The sequence below is a fragment of the Rhizobium sp. SRDI943 genome, from assembly GCF_057653695.1.
Map to the genome: position 1 here is coordinate 2,491,959 of NZ_CM172787.1, position 16,277 is coordinate 2,508,235.

General features: G+C 61.4%; 13 protein-coding genes and 1 pseudogene. 4 read left to right on the forward strand and 10 right to left on the reverse strand.

Annotated features, from left to right (window positions below):
* Nucleotides 1-67: 67 nt before the first annotated feature.
* Nucleotides 68-1,384, reverse strand: coding sequence for an extensin-like domain-containing protein (locus tag AC245Y_RS12905; RefSeq protein ID WP_017994433.1), 1,317 nt, complete (start codon nucleotides 1,382-1,384; stop codon nucleotides 68-70).
* 151 nt (nucleotides 1,385-1,535) lie between these two features.
* Nucleotides 1,536-3,353, reverse strand: coding sequence for a methyl-accepting chemotaxis protein (locus tag AC245Y_RS12910; RefSeq protein ID WP_017994434.1), 1,818 nt, complete (start codon nucleotides 3,351-3,353; stop codon nucleotides 1,536-1,538).
* Between the two features lie 290 nt (nucleotides 3,354-3,643).
* On the opposite strand from AC245Y_RS12910, the gene AC245Y_RS12915 reads away from it, so the two are divergent.
* Entirely contained in the window at nucleotides 3,644-4,030 is a 387-nt protein-coding gene (locus AC245Y_RS12915) for an acyl-CoA thioesterase (RefSeq protein ID WP_012757923.1), read from the forward strand.
* 19 nt (nucleotides 4,031-4,049) lie between these two features.
* Entirely contained in the window at nucleotides 4,050-4,637 is a 588-nt protein-coding gene (locus AC245Y_RS12920; RefSeq protein ID WP_017994435.1) for a hypothetical protein, read from the forward strand.
* 799 nt (nucleotides 4,638-5,436) lie between these two features.
* On the opposite strand, the gene AC245Y_RS12925 is transcribed toward AC245Y_RS12920, so the two are convergent.
* The 4 genes from AC245Y_RS12925 to AC245Y_RS12940 all read right to left on the reverse strand — a co-directional run bounded on the left by AC245Y_RS12925 (nucleotide 5,437) and on the right by AC245Y_RS12940 (nucleotide 8,875).
* Nucleotides 5,437-6,123, reverse strand: a complete 687-nt coding sequence (locus AC245Y_RS12925) for a DUF4405 domain-containing protein (protein ID WP_017994436.1) — start codon at nucleotides 6,121-6,123, stop codon at nucleotides 5,437-5,439.
* Nucleotides 6,124-6,156: 33 nt separating this feature from the next.
* Nucleotides 6,157-6,639 carry a cytochrome P460 family protein gene (locus AC245Y_RS12930; RefSeq protein ID WP_017994437.1) on the reverse strand — a complete coding sequence of 161 codons (483 nt, stop codon included), beginning with the start codon at nucleotides 6,637-6,639 and terminating at the stop codon, nucleotides 6,157-6,159.
* A gap of 106 nt (nucleotides 6,640-6,745) precedes the next feature.
* Entirely contained in the window at nucleotides 6,746-7,834 is a 1,089-nt protein-coding gene (locus tag AC245Y_RS12935; RefSeq protein WP_012757928.1) for an alpha/beta hydrolase, read from the reverse strand.
* A gap of 141 nt (nucleotides 7,835-7,975) precedes the next feature.
* Nucleotides 7,976-8,875, reverse strand: coding sequence for a LysR family transcriptional regulator (locus AC245Y_RS12940; protein ID WP_012757929.1), 900 nt, complete (start codon nucleotides 8,873-8,875; stop codon nucleotides 7,976-7,978).
* 155 nt (nucleotides 8,876-9,030) lie between these two features.
* On the opposite strand from AC245Y_RS12940, the pseudogene AC245Y_RS12945 reads away from it, so the two are divergent.
* Nucleotides 9,031-10,018 (forward strand): annotated as a pseudogene (locus tag AC245Y_RS12945) (aldo/keto reductase).
* A gap of 101 nt (nucleotides 10,019-10,119) precedes the next feature.
* On the opposite strand, the gene AC245Y_RS12950 reads toward AC245Y_RS12945, so the two are convergent.
* The 3 genes from AC245Y_RS12950 to AC245Y_RS12960 form a co-directional block, all read right to left on the reverse strand.
* Nucleotides 10,120-11,304: a DUF1501 domain-containing protein gene (locus AC245Y_RS12950; protein WP_012757931.1), complete on the reverse strand. Its 1,185-nt coding sequence runs from the start codon at nucleotides 11,302-11,304 to the stop codon at nucleotides 10,120-10,122.
* A gap of 114 nt (nucleotides 11,305-11,418) precedes the next feature.
* Nucleotides 11,419-12,930, reverse strand: a complete 1,512-nt coding sequence (locus AC245Y_RS12955) for a DUF1800 domain-containing protein (protein WP_012757932.1) — start codon at nucleotides 12,928-12,930, stop codon at nucleotides 11,419-11,421.
* A gap of 211 nt (nucleotides 12,931-13,141) precedes the next feature.
* Complete coding sequence (locus AC245Y_RS12960) at nucleotides 13,142-13,489, reverse strand: DMT family protein (protein ID WP_012757933.1); 348 nt, start codon at nucleotides 13,487-13,489, stop codon at nucleotides 13,142-13,144.
* A gap of 313 nt (nucleotides 13,490-13,802) precedes the next feature.
* Between AC245Y_RS12960 and AC245Y_RS12965 the strand changes: the two genes are divergently transcribed.
* Nucleotides 13,803-14,630, forward strand: a complete 828-nt coding sequence (locus tag AC245Y_RS12965; RefSeq protein WP_026157397.1) for an RDD family protein — start codon at nucleotides 13,803-13,805, stop codon at nucleotides 14,628-14,630.
* Between the two features lie 79 nt (nucleotides 14,631-14,709).
* On the opposite strand, the gene AC245Y_RS12970 is transcribed toward AC245Y_RS12965, so the two are convergent.
* Nucleotides 14,710-15,960, reverse strand: a complete 1,251-nt coding sequence (locus tag AC245Y_RS12970; RefSeq protein WP_012757935.1) for an MFS transporter — start codon at nucleotides 15,958-15,960, stop codon at nucleotides 14,710-14,712.
* Between the last annotated feature and the right edge of the window lie 317 nt (nucleotides 15,961-16,277).

Below are 16,277 nucleotides of genomic sequence, written 5' to 3' on the forward strand. Positions count from 1 at the left end.
TTCTGCCAGCCCGGCCCAATTGCGGCCACAACATCGGCACCCGCCGCATGGTTTTGGAGGACATGCATCAGTCGCAATAGGCCTTGCCGCTCTTGCGGGAGCGAAGATCGAAGTGGAAGTGGTTCCAATGCTCCGGGTTGCTGCCGGGGCCGAGCACGGTGTTGAAATAGCGGCAGCTGTCGCTGCGCACCGCCTTCAGCAGCCGCCCCTCACGCAGCGAGAACAGGCCCTTCTTGCGCACGTCGATCTCGTGGCCGTTCTTCAGCACGAACTTGCCGACGTCGATGGCGTTGCCGCGGGCGTGTTCCGACATCGGATTGTATTTCTGCCGGCTGTTGTTCATGCGCCGGCAGGAATAGCCGCCGAGCGGCTGGATCGTCTTGATGCCGGACCAGTAACGATAGCGGGCGGACGGCGCCAGTTCGTTTTTCACCCATTTGGCGAAGGCAAGCGTCACCTGACAGTTCAGCGTTACGGCCGGGCGGACGCCGATATTGCCGGAAAGCCCCTTCAACGACACGGGATAGGGCACCTGGCAGGCCGGCCCATTCGAGATCGGTGGCTTGTCGTCGAAGAGCACGCCCATGCGCTTCAGCTCGCGCCGGCAGGCAAGCTCGGAGGACGGCATGACGCTGGGATCGACGGGTGCTGCCGGCTCGCTCATCATCGGATTATTCGGCCGCAGCATCGCGACCTCTTCGCTCTCGTCCTCTTCGGGAACACGTGATGGCGCCACCACAGGGCTGCCGTCGTTCCAGGCGGGCGCCCGGCTCATCTGTGCCTCGGCCGCCGGCTGCGGCATCGCCTGCGGTACGGGCTGGCGCATCGGCTGGTTGAGTTGCGTTGGATTGTCGGTGCCGATGCCGTCGACAACAGGCTCGGTGGCATTGCCCTCGGCGATCTGCTGCTGTTGTTCCTGTGCCAGCCCGACGACCGGCTCCGCCCCGAGATCGTCATCCATGTTGACGCCGCCGGACGGGATCGCAAGATCTTGCGTGCCGCCCCAGTTCTGGTTCTGCTGCGCCAGCGCCTCGTTGCTGTCGATCATCGGCAGCTTACGTCCCGGTGCGGTTTGCGGCGGAGCGGCTCGTGCCGCGTGGCCGGTGCCGGCGAGGTTTGGCGTGTCGAGGTAATCGACGGAGCCCTGGCTATTGCCGACGGGCGCGCTGGAAACCGGATAGGAGGCCTGGCTTTCCACCGGCGCCATTCGGACCGAAGGCGCCATGCGCGCCGCTGGTGCCCGCGCGGGCGAGATCGAACTGACCCTGGTGCCGTTGTCGACATTGGCGGGCGGCACCAGTCCGTCGCTGATCGAACAGGTCGTCAGCGCCGCCGAGAGGATAACGGGCAAAAGGGTTCGCCGAGGAAAGGAAACAAACGCCATACTCTTATCGCTTCCGCAGGCTGGCTGGGCAGTGACCGAAAAAACTCACTCCAATTTTAATTAAAAACGGTGAATGAAAACTTACCGGCACAATCTGAACGCGACGGAATTGAAAAAGGCCGGTTTCCCGGCCTTTCATCTCTCCGCTTCCTCACGCTGCCCGTGTGTATCGGGTCACCGCCGACTGCTCGGCGCGCAGGCGGAAATTCGAAAGCAGCGTCTTCAACTGAGTGCTCTCGTCGGCGAGCGTGCGGCTTGCCGCCGTCGTCTCCTCGACCATCGCAGCATTCTGCTGGGTCATCTGGTCCATGTGATTGACGGAGCCGTTGATCTCGTTCAGCCCCGTCGACTGCTCGCGCGCCGCCGTCGCGATTGATGCGACGTGATCGTTGACCTGGTTGACCAGCGCCTCGATCTCCAGCAGTGCCTCACCCGTCGAGCGCACCAGCGCCACCCCACCCTCGACCTCCGTTGCCGACCGGCTGATCAGTTCCTTGATCTCCTTGGCCGCATTGGCGGAACGCTGGGCGAGTTCGCGCACTTCCTGGGCGACGACGGCAAAGCCGCGGCCCGCCTCGCCCGCCCGCGCAGCCTCGACGCCGGCATTCAGCGCCAGAAGGTTCGTCTGGAAGGCGATCTCGTCGATGACCGAGATGATCTGACCGATGCGGTTGGAGGAATCCTCGATCCGGCCCATCGCGGTGACCGCATTGCGGACGATCTCGCCGGATTTTCCGGCGCTTGCCTTGGTCTCGGCCACCATCTCTCGCGCCTCGTTCGCCCGTTCGGATGCCGTCTTGACCGTCGCGGTGATCTCGTCGAGCGCTGCCGCCGTCTCTTCGAGTGCGGCGGCCTGCTGCTCCGTGCGCTTTGACAGGTTGCCGGTTGCCTCGCTGATGTCGGAAGCGCTTTCGTTGACGACATGGCTCGATTCGGCGATCGCATGGATGACGCCGTTCAGCGCGTCGACGGCGGCGTTGAAATCGCCCCTCAGCTTGGCGTAATCCTCGCCGATATCGCCGATCGCAACCGTGAGGTCGCCGCCCGCCAACTTCTCAAGGCCGACGCCGAGCGCCTGCATCGCTTGGGTTTGCCGCTCGGATGCTGAACGCAGGCTTGCCTCGTTGCCGCGGCGCTCTTCCTCGATCTGCTGCTGTCTTTCGTCTTCCCGCCCGCGCAACGCGCTGCGCTCGTCGACGGAATCGCGCAGCACCAGCAGCGCCTTGGCCATCTGGCCGATCTCGTCGCGACGGTCACTGCCTGATATCTCCACCGATGCTTCTTCGGCCGCAATCGCGTTCATCGCCGCCTTCAGCCGGGCGATCGGCACAGTCACGCTGCGCACGATGGCATAGGCGATGGCAATCGTCGCGGCGGCGCCAAGCAGGCAGAGCAGCGCGGCCCACATCGCGTTCTGGCGATAGAGCGCGGCAAGATCATCCGCATAGACACCGGTGCCGACGATCCAGCCCCAGGGCTCGAAACCGGCGACATAGGAATATTTCAGCACTGGCTGGTCGGCGCCCGGCTTCGGCCAGAGATAATCGACGAAGCCCTTGCCGTCCTTCTTCACCTTGTTGACGAACTCGACGAACAGGAACTTGCCCGTCGGATCCTTCATCTGGGAGATATCGGTGCCGTTCAGCTGCGGCTTGATCGGGTGCATCACCATGGTGGGACGCATGTCGTTGATCCAGAAATAACCGTCGGCGCCGTAGCGCATCGCGCCGATCACGTCCTTGGCGGCCACCTGCGCCTGTTCGCGGGTCATCGTGCCCGCCTGCTCCATCTTGTAATATTTGTCAAAGATGCCGAGCGCCGTCGCATCCATCTGCGCCAGCCCCGCCTTCCGTTCCGCTTCCAGCTCGGAATAGGAATAATTCAGAAAGAAGACCATCGTCGCCGCCAGTACGGCAAGCGTGAATCCGACGAGGCAGTAAAGACGGGTGGAAATCTTGACGTTGCGCATGAGGTTCCCGGCGATTCTTGTATTTGAGATCGATCGCATTCTGAATTGTTGGAATTACTGGAGCGTAAAGCTTAATTAGAAGACGATTAAATAACGTAAGGTCAGGTCAAAGCTGTAAAACTCAACCATTTGAAATCGAATGAAATTTCAATCGGCAACGGCGGCAACATTTTTCCCGTCGGCCGTCCGTAGCGCTTGGCCCTGCCGTCTTTTACAGCCCACAGCCTTTGCACTAGGGTGCTCCCCAGTGAATCGCCGGCCCATGGCCCGCACCAGATGGAGAAGACTTGATGACCGATGCCGCCAAGCCGAGAGGCGAACTGACGCTCAGGACGCTTGCCATGCCGGGCGATGCCAATCCAGCTGGCGATATCTTCGGCGGCTGGGTCATGGCGCAGATGGACCTTGCCTCAGGCATCCGCGCCGCAGAGCGTGCCAAGGGCCGCGTCGTCACCGCCGCGGTCAAGGAGATGGCCTTCGAGCTGCCGGTCAAGATCGGTGATACGCTTTCCGTCTATACCGATATCGACCGCGTCGGCCGCACCTCGATCACGCTGATCGTCGAAGCCTGGGCGCATCGTTCGCGCTACAACCAGCAGGAAAAGGTCACCGCCGGCACCTTCATCATGGTGGCACTCGACGAAGAGGGCAAACCGAAGCAAGTCCCCGAGGAGTGATAGACCAAGGATTGAAAGTATGGAAACGGTCAGCTCGCCGGAGGTCTTCCTTCACATCAAGGTGGTGATGGGCATGGTCATCAGCCTTTCGCTCGCCAGGGTGCTGACCGGCCTTGCCGGCATCGTCCAGCATCCAGGCAAGGCCAAGGTCTATCCCATCCATCTCGGCTGGGCACTGTCGATGTTCCTGTTCATCATCCATATCTGGTGGTGGGAATATCGCCTGCAGGCCGTGCCGGCCATCGGCTTTGGCATCTATCTCTTCCTGATCTGCTTCTGCAGCCTGTTCTTCCTGCTCTGCGCCCTGCTCTTCCCTGCTACACTCGACGAATATGGCGGCTACGAGGAATATTTCATTTCCCGGCGCAAATGGTTCTTCGGCATCCTCGGCCTGACCTACGCCGTCGATATTCTCGACACGGCGCTCAAGGGCCATGAACGCATCCTCTCTCTCGGCTGGGAATACCCAGCCCGCAACATCATCTACATCCTCCTCTGCGCCATCGCCGCCTGGACTCCCAACCGCCGCTTCCACGCCGCCTTCGTCATCGCCAACCTGATCTACCAAATCAGCTTCATCTTCCGCCTCTATGATGTGCTGGGGTGAGTTGCGGTCGGGCGCAGCCCGGGCAATCGATCCGGTGAATCGATTGCAGCAACGAACGCCCTGAGCCAAGCGAAGGGCCGGGCAGCCACAAACTCCATCCCTCACAAAAACGCAGCGAACATCACTCGCTGGCTTTTAGGCAGCAACCATCTGAAGATCGTAATTGTAAATTCCGTTTGGATCCTGCCGAGAAAGATAAGATTTAGCGGCAGACATAGCCTCTTCTGGCGTCCTGGCGTTGATGAAATTGAGGTGCCAAGGCGTTGCAAGGTGGTGGTGGTTGGCAACTCTAAAGCTTCGGCCTCCAAGATATCTGCAACTGAAAAGACGTGGGGTCGGAGTGGCGTCTGATCAAGTCCTCACATATTCACAACGCCTGCATACGGGGTACCAAGCTATCGACATTTTCGCGGCACTCGGTAATCTCGCCGTAAAGTGGGGGATGGGCTAATGCGGGTATCGACGGTTGTCTATTGTTGTGCATCTCTTGCGGCCTGCACGCCTGCGACCAATGGTGAATGGCACCGCGCCTCATCAACAGAGCAATCGCAGCTTGAGCGCGCGAAGGCAATTTGTAATGGTCGAGCTTCTCAGACGCAGGTTTCGGCCGGCCGTTTGTGGATCGCTGGGGCGGTTGCGTCGGATAACGTCTTCAAGGCGTGTATGGCCGAGTTGGGATATGTGAAGTAGCCGTCGCCCAAAAGCCATGGATGGCCTGTGGTTCGAGAGTGCCCTTCAGGCCTCGTCACAATGAGGGCTGGTCGGTGTGCCACGCCTCCCCGCCCTCCGTACAGTGCTGTCACAAAAGGCGGTGCGCCGCACGCCCCCATCGAAGCCAGACGGCCGCATAGTGCGCAGCGCACGCACACGTCCCGAGAATCGCGAGGTGATGCAGGAAGAACCCGATGGTGGACTCCTGAAAATCCCAGAAATCGATCGATGGCCGAGCAATCAGCCGGTCTCCGATTCCCATGACGAATAGGCTGTGGATGCCCCACGCCACTATTGCGCCTGCGGCAGCGCGAAGGGATGCAGTCCTGATCGCGTTTGGAGCACCGACCCGTAAAAGCCCGCCTATGACGGCCATGATCATCGACCAGTGAAGGCCGAGATGCACGGCTGCGAGAATGAATGCCCAATATGCCGCAAGGATGTGAATTTCGCGCGCCGTCGGCCCGCCGCTCACGGGAAGGAAAGCAAACACCGAGCGGGAAATCAGCACGCTGGTCACCAGCAAAGCTGATATCGCCAGGGCGATCGAGATATTCGACGCGATTGTCAGAAGGTTTGGCCGGCCGCGCGCCGCCTTTGGAAGCCTCGTCCACCACCGCCGGTTGAAGACGTTGTGGGATAGGAGAAGGATGAACATGCCGGTGCCGATCAGCTCGTGCGAGGTGTTGTCGAGCCACCAGTAGGCGAGCGCGGCCAGAAGCAGCCCGGCCGCGGTGAAGTCGAGTACAAGGCGGATCACGAAAAAAGGACTCACGATGCGACGCCCTCGCCGGAGATTCGATCCGGCCTATTCAACGACGGCTCCGTCGAATTCCTTGAGTTCGTCAAGGGTGTAGAGGAAGCCTTCGTCGGCTCTGGACGAATGACAGGACTGACACCGCACCGTGTTCTCGGCCATGTTGATCGTGCCATCCGACTTGAACCATTGGAACTGCCAATCGCCGGTGCGGCGGTCCTCGTCATAGTCCGCTCCCCAGCCGCGGCCCTTTTCCATGACGAAATAGCGAAAGACTGCGCCTTCGCGGTAATCCACCAGGACGAAGTGCGTGCCGTCGGGAACCGGCTGTCCGGTCTTCACCGCCTGGATGGCTTCGTTTGTCGTCATGATATGCTCAGTCACGTTCCCCCGTCTGACGGTCGTGTAATGAACGAGGCCTGCCAATTCGGGCAGCGTCGTCCGGTTCGGCTCCGCGTCGACTTGCCAGCCGACAAGAACGACGGCGCTGGCCAAGGCGAGAAGGATGGGAACACGTTTGAAGAGATCACGCATGGATATGTTTCCCTTAGTCTGCAGATCGTTTGGGCTCTGAGCAGGATACAAACGGGATCGCTGCCTGCACGACAGCCGAGCAGCGCCGCGCCGCGTCCGAGGCGGATCAGTCGAGCTTCTTCTCGCTAAGGAAAGCCGAGACCAGGTCGGCGATCTCTACGTTGTTCAGGTCGGAGAACGCGAAGTGGGTGTTGCCGCGGATGCCGATCTCGGGAAGGTGCACGACGGTGACATCACCGCCATGCTTGTTCACCGTATCGCGCCACAGGCGGGCCATTGCCAGGCGTACCCGCCAGCTGTCCTGCGCCGGCATCGTCGTCGGCTGGTCTGGGATGTTGTCGCCGTAATAGATGACGATCGGGATCTTCGTCAGTTTGATAAAGTCATCCATCGGTACCGGCACGCCCTTCAGCGTGTCGAAGGCGCTCGGCATATCGGCGGGAACCTCGCCTGCCGGGAACACGAAGCTGCTGCCGGGTTCGAAGGCGACGACGGCTTTGACCTTGTCGCTCTTGATGGCCGTCAGCCAGCCCGGTCCGCCGCCCTGCGAATGGGTGAAAAGAATGCCGGGACCGATTTTCTCGAACAGCTTTGCCACCGCATTCGACACAACGTCCATATCGAACGGCCCGATGTTCGGCGTCATCGCACGGAAGTACTGGTTCAGCGCTTCCGGATCGCGGGAGAATTGCACGCCGTCGAAATAGGTCGGCCAGGTGCCGACGCGAAACTGGTTGAACCAGAGCTGCTCGTCCGCTGTCGGCTTCACCACCGTCTCGGCCATGCTCCGCCCGGCGCCGCCCCGGCGCGGCTGGTCGACGAGATAGGTGGAGAAACCTCGACGCAGGAAGATGTTCTGGAAGCCCTCGCGGCCGTCGGGCGTCGTCTCCCAGGTCTTGGAGAATTGTCCGGCACCGTGCCACATCACGATCGGATACTGACGCGGGTTTGCCGGCACCTGATAGAAGGCAAAGGCATGATCGCCGTGATAGGTCTGCCCTGAGGGATCGAGAGGTTTCAGCGGATCGAAGGTTCCGGGCGCCGTCGTACTGGTTCCCCCGACGGCAAAGCTGCCCTGCTCCTGGATGACCAATGGCTCGGGCTTTGCCGCATCGGCAGCCGTCGCCAATGGCGCGGCAAGCTGCGCTGAGGCAAGCAGCAATGCGGCCAGGGTGTTGGACAATCCATATCGCATGTCGGCTTCTCGCTTCGTTTCAGATGGCGAGAAGGTAACGGCATCGGACCGAAAGGATTAGACGCCTCGGACAGCTAGGGTCTATTAGGTAGACTAATTAATCACAAGCTGTTGATAAGCCGTGATGGAATAAAATCGGCATTACTTTCCTCTATAGCGGAGCGCATCGACGAACAGGGTGAAGGCGGGAGATGCATGCCGCCTGTTCGGATAGTAGAGATGGTATCCTGGAAAGGGCTGGCACCAGTCCTCCAGAATCCGGATCAGCCGCCCGTCTTCAATGTAGGACTGAACCTGGTCCTCAGGCATGTAGGCCAGCCCCAGTCCGTCCAGCACGGCGCCGATCCGCATGGCGATGTTGTTGAACACCGTCTGGCCCTCGACACGGACGCGCAGTTCACGTCCATCCTTCTCGAATTCCCAGGGATATATCGTTCCGTGTGTCGGCAGCCGCATATTGATGCAGTTGTGAGCCGTCAGATCCTGCGGGATATCCGGGCGCGGATGGTGCTCGAAATAGGAGGGCGCTCCAACAACTGCCATGCATATTTCAGGACCGATCCGGACCGCGATCATGTCCTTTGCCAAATGCTCGCCGAGCCTGATGCCGGCGTCGTAGCGCTCGGCGACGATGTCGGTCAGGCCGTAGTCGACGATCACCTCGACATTGATATCCGGATGATCAGGAAGAAACCGCGCCAATGCTGGGGCAAGGACGGAAATCGCAGGATGCTCGCCTGCCGTGATGCGAATCGTGCCAGCCGGCCGCTCACGCATTTCGCTCAAGGCGGCGATCTCGAACTGGATCTCCTCGAATCTGGGTCCGACCCGCTCCAACAGACGTTCTCCTGCCTGTGTCGGCGACACGCTTCTGGTCGTGCGGGTCAAAAGGCGCAGCCCGAGCTTCTCTTCGAGACCGCGTACCGTCTGGCTCAACGCCGACTGCGACACGCCGAGCTTCGCGGCCGCCCGGGTAAAACTCCGTTCCCGGGCGACGGTCAGAAAGGCCACGAGTTCGTTGAAATTGTTGTCCAGGGGCATTCATTAGTCCGTCTTATAGGTCCATGCGCATTACAGCATCTAATCGAAAGCTGACACGAGGACTAAGTTCGCGTCAACCCGACGGCAAGCCCGGCTGCTCCCGCACCGCGGAACGGACTGCCCGAGCCCATGCAAAACCAGGAACGGATACGACCATGAAAAGACGCAATATCGGCGGCCTCGAAGTCTCGGCACTTGGTCTCGGCTGCATGAGCATGAGTGCCGCTTACGGCCCGCCCGCCGACGAGGGCGACATGATCAAATTGACGCACCGCCCATCAGCAGGGCGTCACCTTGTTCGACACGGCCGAAGCCTATGGCCCTTTCGTCAATGAAGAGCTTGTCGGCAAAGCGCTCGCACCGATCCGCGACCAGGTGGTCATCGCCACCAAATTCGGCTTTGATATCGATCAGCAAACAGGTGAACGCCGCGGCGGCACCAACAGCCGCCCCGAACATGTCAAGGCGGTTGCCGATGCCTGCCTGCGCCGTCTGAAGACGGACCACATCGACCTGTTCTACCAGCACCGCGTCGATCCCGACGTGCCGATCGAAGACGTGGCCGGTGCCGTCAAGGACCTGATCGCAGCCGGCAAGGTCAAACATTTCGGTCTTTCCGAAGCCGGCGTCCAGACGATCCGCCGCGCCCATGCCGTTCAAAAAGTCACCGCCGTCCAGAGTGAATATTCGCTCTTCTGGCGCGGCCCCGAGGCGGAACTGCTGCCCACCCTTGAGGAACTCGGCATCGGCTTCGTGCCCTTCAGCCCACTCGGCGCAGGCTTCCTGACCGGCAAGATCGACGAGAACACCAAGTTCGATCCAAGCGATTTCCGCAACAGCGTGCCGCGTTTTTCGCTCGAGGCGCGCAAGGCCAATTTTGCACTCGTCGACCTGATCAGGCGTATCGGCGACCGCAAGGGCGCAACGCCCGCGCAAATCGCCCTCTCCTGGCTGCTGGCCCAAAAGCCATGGATCGTCCCGATCCCGGGTACAACGAAGCAGCACCGGCTGGAAGAAAATCTCGGGGCGATAGACGTCGACCTGCTGCCCGAGGACCTCGCCGAAATCGATGCCGCCCTCTCCGGCATCGAGGTTCACGGCGAGCGGCTTCCCGAGGCAGCGCTCAAGATGACCGGCCGATAGCGCCTGTCGCCGATGCCGCCCGGCCCTTCGCTTGGGCTCAGGGCGTTCGGCCCTGCGATCGATTCACTGGATCGATCGCTCCCGCTTTGCGGGACCGTGCCTCACCCACGCAGAAACTGCGACCCTTTGTCGAACCCCAGCCCCGGAAAGATCTTCCCGGTCAAATCATCGGCGCTTACATCGAACTGCCGGTAGAGCATTGCCGCGGCGAGCTCGCGCACGTCGGCGGTCGGCATCAGGTCGCGGTCGTCGAGCAGTTGGCCGTCGCCGATGCCCGGCCAACGGCCGAGGATGCGGCCGCCGTTGATGGTGCCGCCTGATAGCAGCGCGCAGCCGCCGGTGCCGTGGTCGGTGCCGGCTGAGCCGTTCTGACGCACAGTGCGGCCGAACTCGGTCATGGCAAGCACCACCGTCTTTGCCCAGATCTCAGGCCCGAGCGTGGTCTTCAACGTATTGATCGCCTGCGAAAGGTCCTGCACCGGCCGCTTGAACTGGCCGGCCTGGCCGATATGCGTGTCCCAGCCTGATATCGAGAAGCTGGCGATGCGGTAATCGCCCTTCAGCATGTTGGCCGCGAGCGCCGCCACATCGGCGATCTTTGCGCCGCGCTGGCCCTCCGGCTCGATGATCATCGAGGCGCTATTGGCCCGCGTCGCCTCGGCAAGCGCCTCGGCGAACGGCGGATCGCCGGCATAGAGCCGCGCCAGGAACTGCATCTCGTCACGCGCCGGCGCCAGATTGGAATCCGACGCCCAGACATCGACATTGTTGGGTCCGGAGAGGATCAGCTCCGTCGAAGTGTTGATGTCGATCGCCTTGCGCGCATCCGAGCGCGGAATGACGGCGAGCGCCCGGTTCAGCCAGCCGGTCTTTTCCTCGGCGACATGCTCGCCGCCGGATTCCAGCATGTCCTGCCCGTCGAAATGGCTGCGCTGGTCGCGGTAGGGCGTCGACACCGCGTGCACGAAGGCAAGCTCGCGGCTCTTCCACAGCGGCATCAGCTCTGCGGCAGCCGGATTGAGGCCGAAATGGCCATCTAGATCGAGAAGTCCGGTATCGGGCGTCAGCGCCAGTGTCGGCCTAAGCGCCGCAAAGCCGGCATCGCCATAGGGCTGCACCAGATCCAGCCCGTCCATCGCGCCGCGCAGCACGATGGTGACGAAACGCTTGTCACCCGGCATCGCCGCGAAAGTGACCGGCGTGAAGGCGGGGGCAGCGGCAAGACAGCAGGCAGAGGTCAGAAAGCCGCGGCGGGACAGCGAAATCCGGTTCATGGGCAGCGTCATTGGCGGGCCTCCTAAGCAGGTTCCGGAAAAGTGTCCGACGGTTTTCCAGCCAGAACCTGCGACAAAACAAAGGAGCTAAGCAGACGAAGCGTTGGCTTGCCAACGAAAGTCTGCTCAGCGGCGATTGAATTCGGGCGATGCCAGCACCAGCGTCAACCCGCTGATCTTGTTCGGCGCCTGCGACACCACGCGGATCGTCTCGTCTCGGGCGGCATCGGCAAGCGTCGACTTCAGGAATTCGCGCGGATCCTCATCCCGGCCGAACTGGGCTGCGGCCCGCCTTGCCCAGGCCAGCCGCTCGGCGAGCTGGCTGCCGGTGATCCAGGCGGAGAAGCCTTCCTCGAAACCGGCCGGACTCGGCGGCAGCCAGGTCGGCTGGCCCATGCGCCTGAGTGCCCCCTGCCCCAGCGCCCGCGCCGTCTGGAAGGCTTTGAGGCGCTTCTCCCTTGCCTCGCCGGCGGGATCGGTCGTCACCGGCGATCCAGCCATGCCAGGCGTATTCGCCGCCATGTCGCCCTCGTCCGTGCCCTGCTGGTTGGCCGCCAGGAAACTGCCGACAACGCCGTTGACCGGTCCCGCATTCAACGCCCTCAGGCCGGTGACGACATAGTCGAAAGGCTGGCGCGCCTTGGCGCCCTCGTCGCGCCAGGCGGCGGGATGGTCGAGCATGGCGGTGTAGACGGCGGTCAGGTCGCCATCCGTTTTCTTCCAGGCTTCGGCCATGTCGGACACCATCCCCTCATCGGGCTGGTCGGCGATGAAATGCACCGCCAGCTTGCGGCTGATATGCGCCGCCGTCTTCGGATGGAGGGCGAGATCGTCGAGCATGTCGAGATAATCGTCGCGCGAGCGCCTGCGCCCGCCATAACTGACGCCGAGCACCTCATGTGTCCCGGGCTCCGAAATATTCGGCCGGAACGCGATGTCCATCTCCTTGCGGTCGATGGTGAGCCCCGTCAGCACCATGGCTGCCGCCGTGACGTCCGCTTGACTATAGCCGCTGCCGGCGCCGAGCGTGTGCAGTTCCAGCAGTTCGCGGCCGAGATTTTCATTGAGCCCCTTGTTGCGCTTGATGCCGCCGGCCGAATCCGGCCCGAGCGAATCCGCCTGATCGAGATAGATCAGCATGGCCGGATGGGCGGTGGCATTGCGCAAGAGATCGCCGAACGTGCCTGATATGAACGGCCGGATCGCCTCGGCCTCGTAGAGCGGCACGATGAGGCGCATCGGCAGGCTCTTGTTGGCGCTGGTGGAGAAATGATTGGTCCAGAAGGTCGAAAGCCTCTCGTAGAAGCCGTACGGCGACAACACGGCCTGCATCAGCCGCAGGTTCGCATCGTGCTGGAATTGCTGCTGCGCCTGACGCTGCACCCCTTTGCGCATCTCGCGCTGCGTCGTATCGTCGGTCACCGTCTTGGCGTCTTGTCGGATCTGCTGCAACTGCTCCTGCAGGCTGAGGATCGCCTGGTGGCGCATGTTGGGGCCGCCGAGGGGAAAGTCCGGCGTCGCCGCCGCCCCCTTGCGCAGCTGGTCGATGAGCTCGTCCTTGCTGCTCGGCGGCGCCTCGCCCGGCCGGAAACCATAGCCGAACCGGATCGCCGCCATGGTCGGGAAAGACAGGCTCATGGCCGTTCACCTCATGATCACCGCTAAAGCAATTCCAGCAAAAGCGCGTCGCGGTTTTGCGTCCGGAATTGCGTCAAACAAACGTCAGAGCATTTCCGCGACCCGGAAATGCTTGAACTGACAGGCTGCCAGCCGATTGCGACGCCAATCTGTAGGAAATGTGGCGATATCTAGACATGGACAATTTGTAATCTATTGAAAAGGCTAAAGTTTATGCACGAAAGATGAAAGATGCCCCGATTGCGATCAGGGCGAAGCCGATCGCATGGTTCCAGGTCAGGTTCTCGCCGAGCCAGAAGATCGAGAAGCCGGCAAAGACGATCAGCGTGATCACCTCCTGCATCGTCTTCAGCTGTGCTGTCGTATAGACCGCCGAACCGATACGGTTGGCCGGCACCGCCAGGCAATATTCGAAAAAGGCGATGCCCCAGCTGACGATGATGGCGAGGAAGATGGCGCTGTTCTTGTGCTTGAGATGCCCGTACCAGGCAAATGTCATGAAGATGTTGGAGGCAAACAGCATGACGACGGGCCAGAGGGCGGCGGGAGAAAATGACATGGAAAAACTCGGGGCTGCGGAGGGGAAGGATTCATCCGGCAGCAGGAGATCGATGCCGGCAGCCCTTACCTAGCATGGCGGCGTTCGGCGACAAGCCCCACAACGCTCGAGGACGGTCGGCATATCGTCACGCCATCGAGGCGATGCGGATGGCCGGCAGGTCGCGCGGCGGCTCGCCTTCCAGGCCCAGAAATCGCCCCAGAACTGGACTCGCAAGAGCATGATACCTCTGTGATAAGATCATGCATTTTTGCTACTTCATGTTGAAACGAATCAACGTGTTGGATCAGGTAGCGTGGACATTGGGGGCGACATGGACACTACACCGCAGATGCCGCCTCTGCCTTCCCGCCACTTCTGGCGACGCTTCGCTGCCTATACCGTCGACATCATCATCTTTCAGGCTGCCATCCTCATAGCCGTCTACTACTTTTCAACGATTTCTCCCTTGGACTTCCTTTTGCACGGCCGGACTTCCATGGAATGCAGCGAGGCGGTGCCCGATCAACTTGCACAGCGAATTGACGCGGGATGGCCGTTGAGAGCCATGGAAATTCGCACCAGTGAGATTTGCGAGGTAAGTCAAATCGATTGGCGAAAACAGAAATATTTGCAAATAAATGTTGCAATCGAGCCTTGGGACTACGTGACACCGGCGCAGGTGCTAACCATCCCTATCGACGCAAACAACTATCCACTGACCAAAACCATACCTGCATATTCCAGCTTGATGTCAGGCATAGCCAACACCGCACTGATAGCCTTGGCTTTCGCCTGTTTTTCTGCCAATAGCCGCCGCACATTCGGAAAGGCGGTTTTCTTCCTGAGAGTCCAATCCGTCGATGGAAAAAATCCCGACTTCGGCACCGCGTTTAAACGCGAGATCCTGAAATTCAGCCCGAATCTTCTTTTCAGCGCCGCCGTTTTCGCAATCTCGCTGCTCCCGGTCTATCCCACGGAAGACTTCGACGCGTTGCTTGGAATGTTCCGCAGCGGATACACGCCTGAGGACCATGGCACCGCCAAATCGTACTTTATCTGGACTATAGCGGTCGTGGCTTGGTGGGTATGGCCGTTCATCGTCTGGAAGGGACAGACATTTTACGATCGCATCTGCGCCTGCAAGGTGGTGAGTGCCTGAAAGGCATCCGGGATCGGGCAACAGGGCACAAAGAAAGGCCGGCGACAACTGCCGCCGGCCTTCGTAACCGCAGGCAGCGCTAGATTCGCATCGCGCCATGCGGTTCCTCGGCCTCCTCCGTGCCGAAGCGGACATCCTTCTTCTCGTAGCCGAAGCCGGCAAGGGCCGCGACGATGAGCGCCACCACGGCCGCAACGATCAGGAGCGCATAGGCATAGTCGCCGTCCCAGCGGGCGGCCAGCCCCGCCTGCAGCGTAGCATTGCCAGAGGCCAGCAGGTTGCCGAGCTGGTAGGCGAAGCCAGGAAAGGTGCCGCGCACCTCGTCGGGTGACAGTTCGTTCAGATGCACCGGCACGATGCCCCAAGCGCCCTGGACGAAGAACTGCATCAGGAAAGCGCCGATGGCGAGCAGCACCGGCCCCGGCGCATAGGCCCAGAGCGGCGCGACGGGCACGGCGATCAGTGCGGCGATGACGATGGCCTTCTTCCGGCCGATCCGCTGCGACAGTGCCCCGAAAAACAGCCCGCCGCAGATCGCCCCGATATTGTAGACGATGGCGATCGCGCCGACCGTATAGCTCGAATAGTTGCGCTGGGTCTCGAGGAAGGTCGGGTAGATATCCTGCGTGCCGTGGCTGAAGAAGTTGAAGGCCGTCATCAGGAGCACCGCCCAGATGAACAGCGGAATGTTTTCGCGCAAGACCGTCAGGAACGGCCGGCGCCCCTCGGCCTTCCGCTTCAGGAAGGCTGGGCTCTCCTCGACATTGCGTCTGATGTAGAGCACCAGCAGCGCCGGCACCGCGCCAACAAAAAACATGCCACGCCAGCCGATGACCGGGAAGAGCAGGAAGAACGCGATCGAGGCGATCAGATAGCCCGAGGGATAGCCGGCCTGCAGGATGCCGGAAACGATACCGCGGCTTTCCTCCGGCACCGTCTCCATAACAAGCGAGGCGCCGACGCCCCATTCACCACCCATGGCGATGCCGTAGAGCGCTCGGAGCACGAGAAACATCGTGAGCCCCGTGGAGAAGCCGGTCAGGAATTCGAACAGCGAATAAAGCAGCACGTCGGCCATCAGCGTGATGCGCCGCCCGTAACGGTCGGCCGCCAGCCCGAAGATCAGCGCGCCGAGCGCCCGCATGGCTAGCGTCAGGAAGATCGCAACCGAGACGGCAGGAACGTCGGTGTGGAATTCCTCGGCGATATATTTGAGAACGAAGACGAGAATGAAGAAATCGAAGGCATCGAGCGTCCAGCCGAGATAGCTGGCGATGACGGTGTTGCGCTGCTGCGGCGTCAGCCGGCGCAGGCTTTCCAAAGCGGACATCTGATATTCCTCCGTCCGAAAGCGGCGGCGAGGCGGGCAATTCCGGATGCCGTCGGAAGGGGTGCCCGAAACGGGCGGGTGATGCTGTTGCGGCTGCGTTTGCAGTCGGCGACAGCGGGCAATAACGTCAGCAATGCTGCCCGTGTTCCATCACGATTGCCGTGATCGGGTGACGTCCCACGCGGCTCCTTGTCGCAGGCATACGACCGTGCTGCGCCCTGCCCTTGGGCGCGGCATCCTCCAACATCCCTCATCCTGAGACGCGGAGCCCGTAGGGCGGAGCCTCGAAGGACACGCCGCAACGCTGCTCCGTGTGT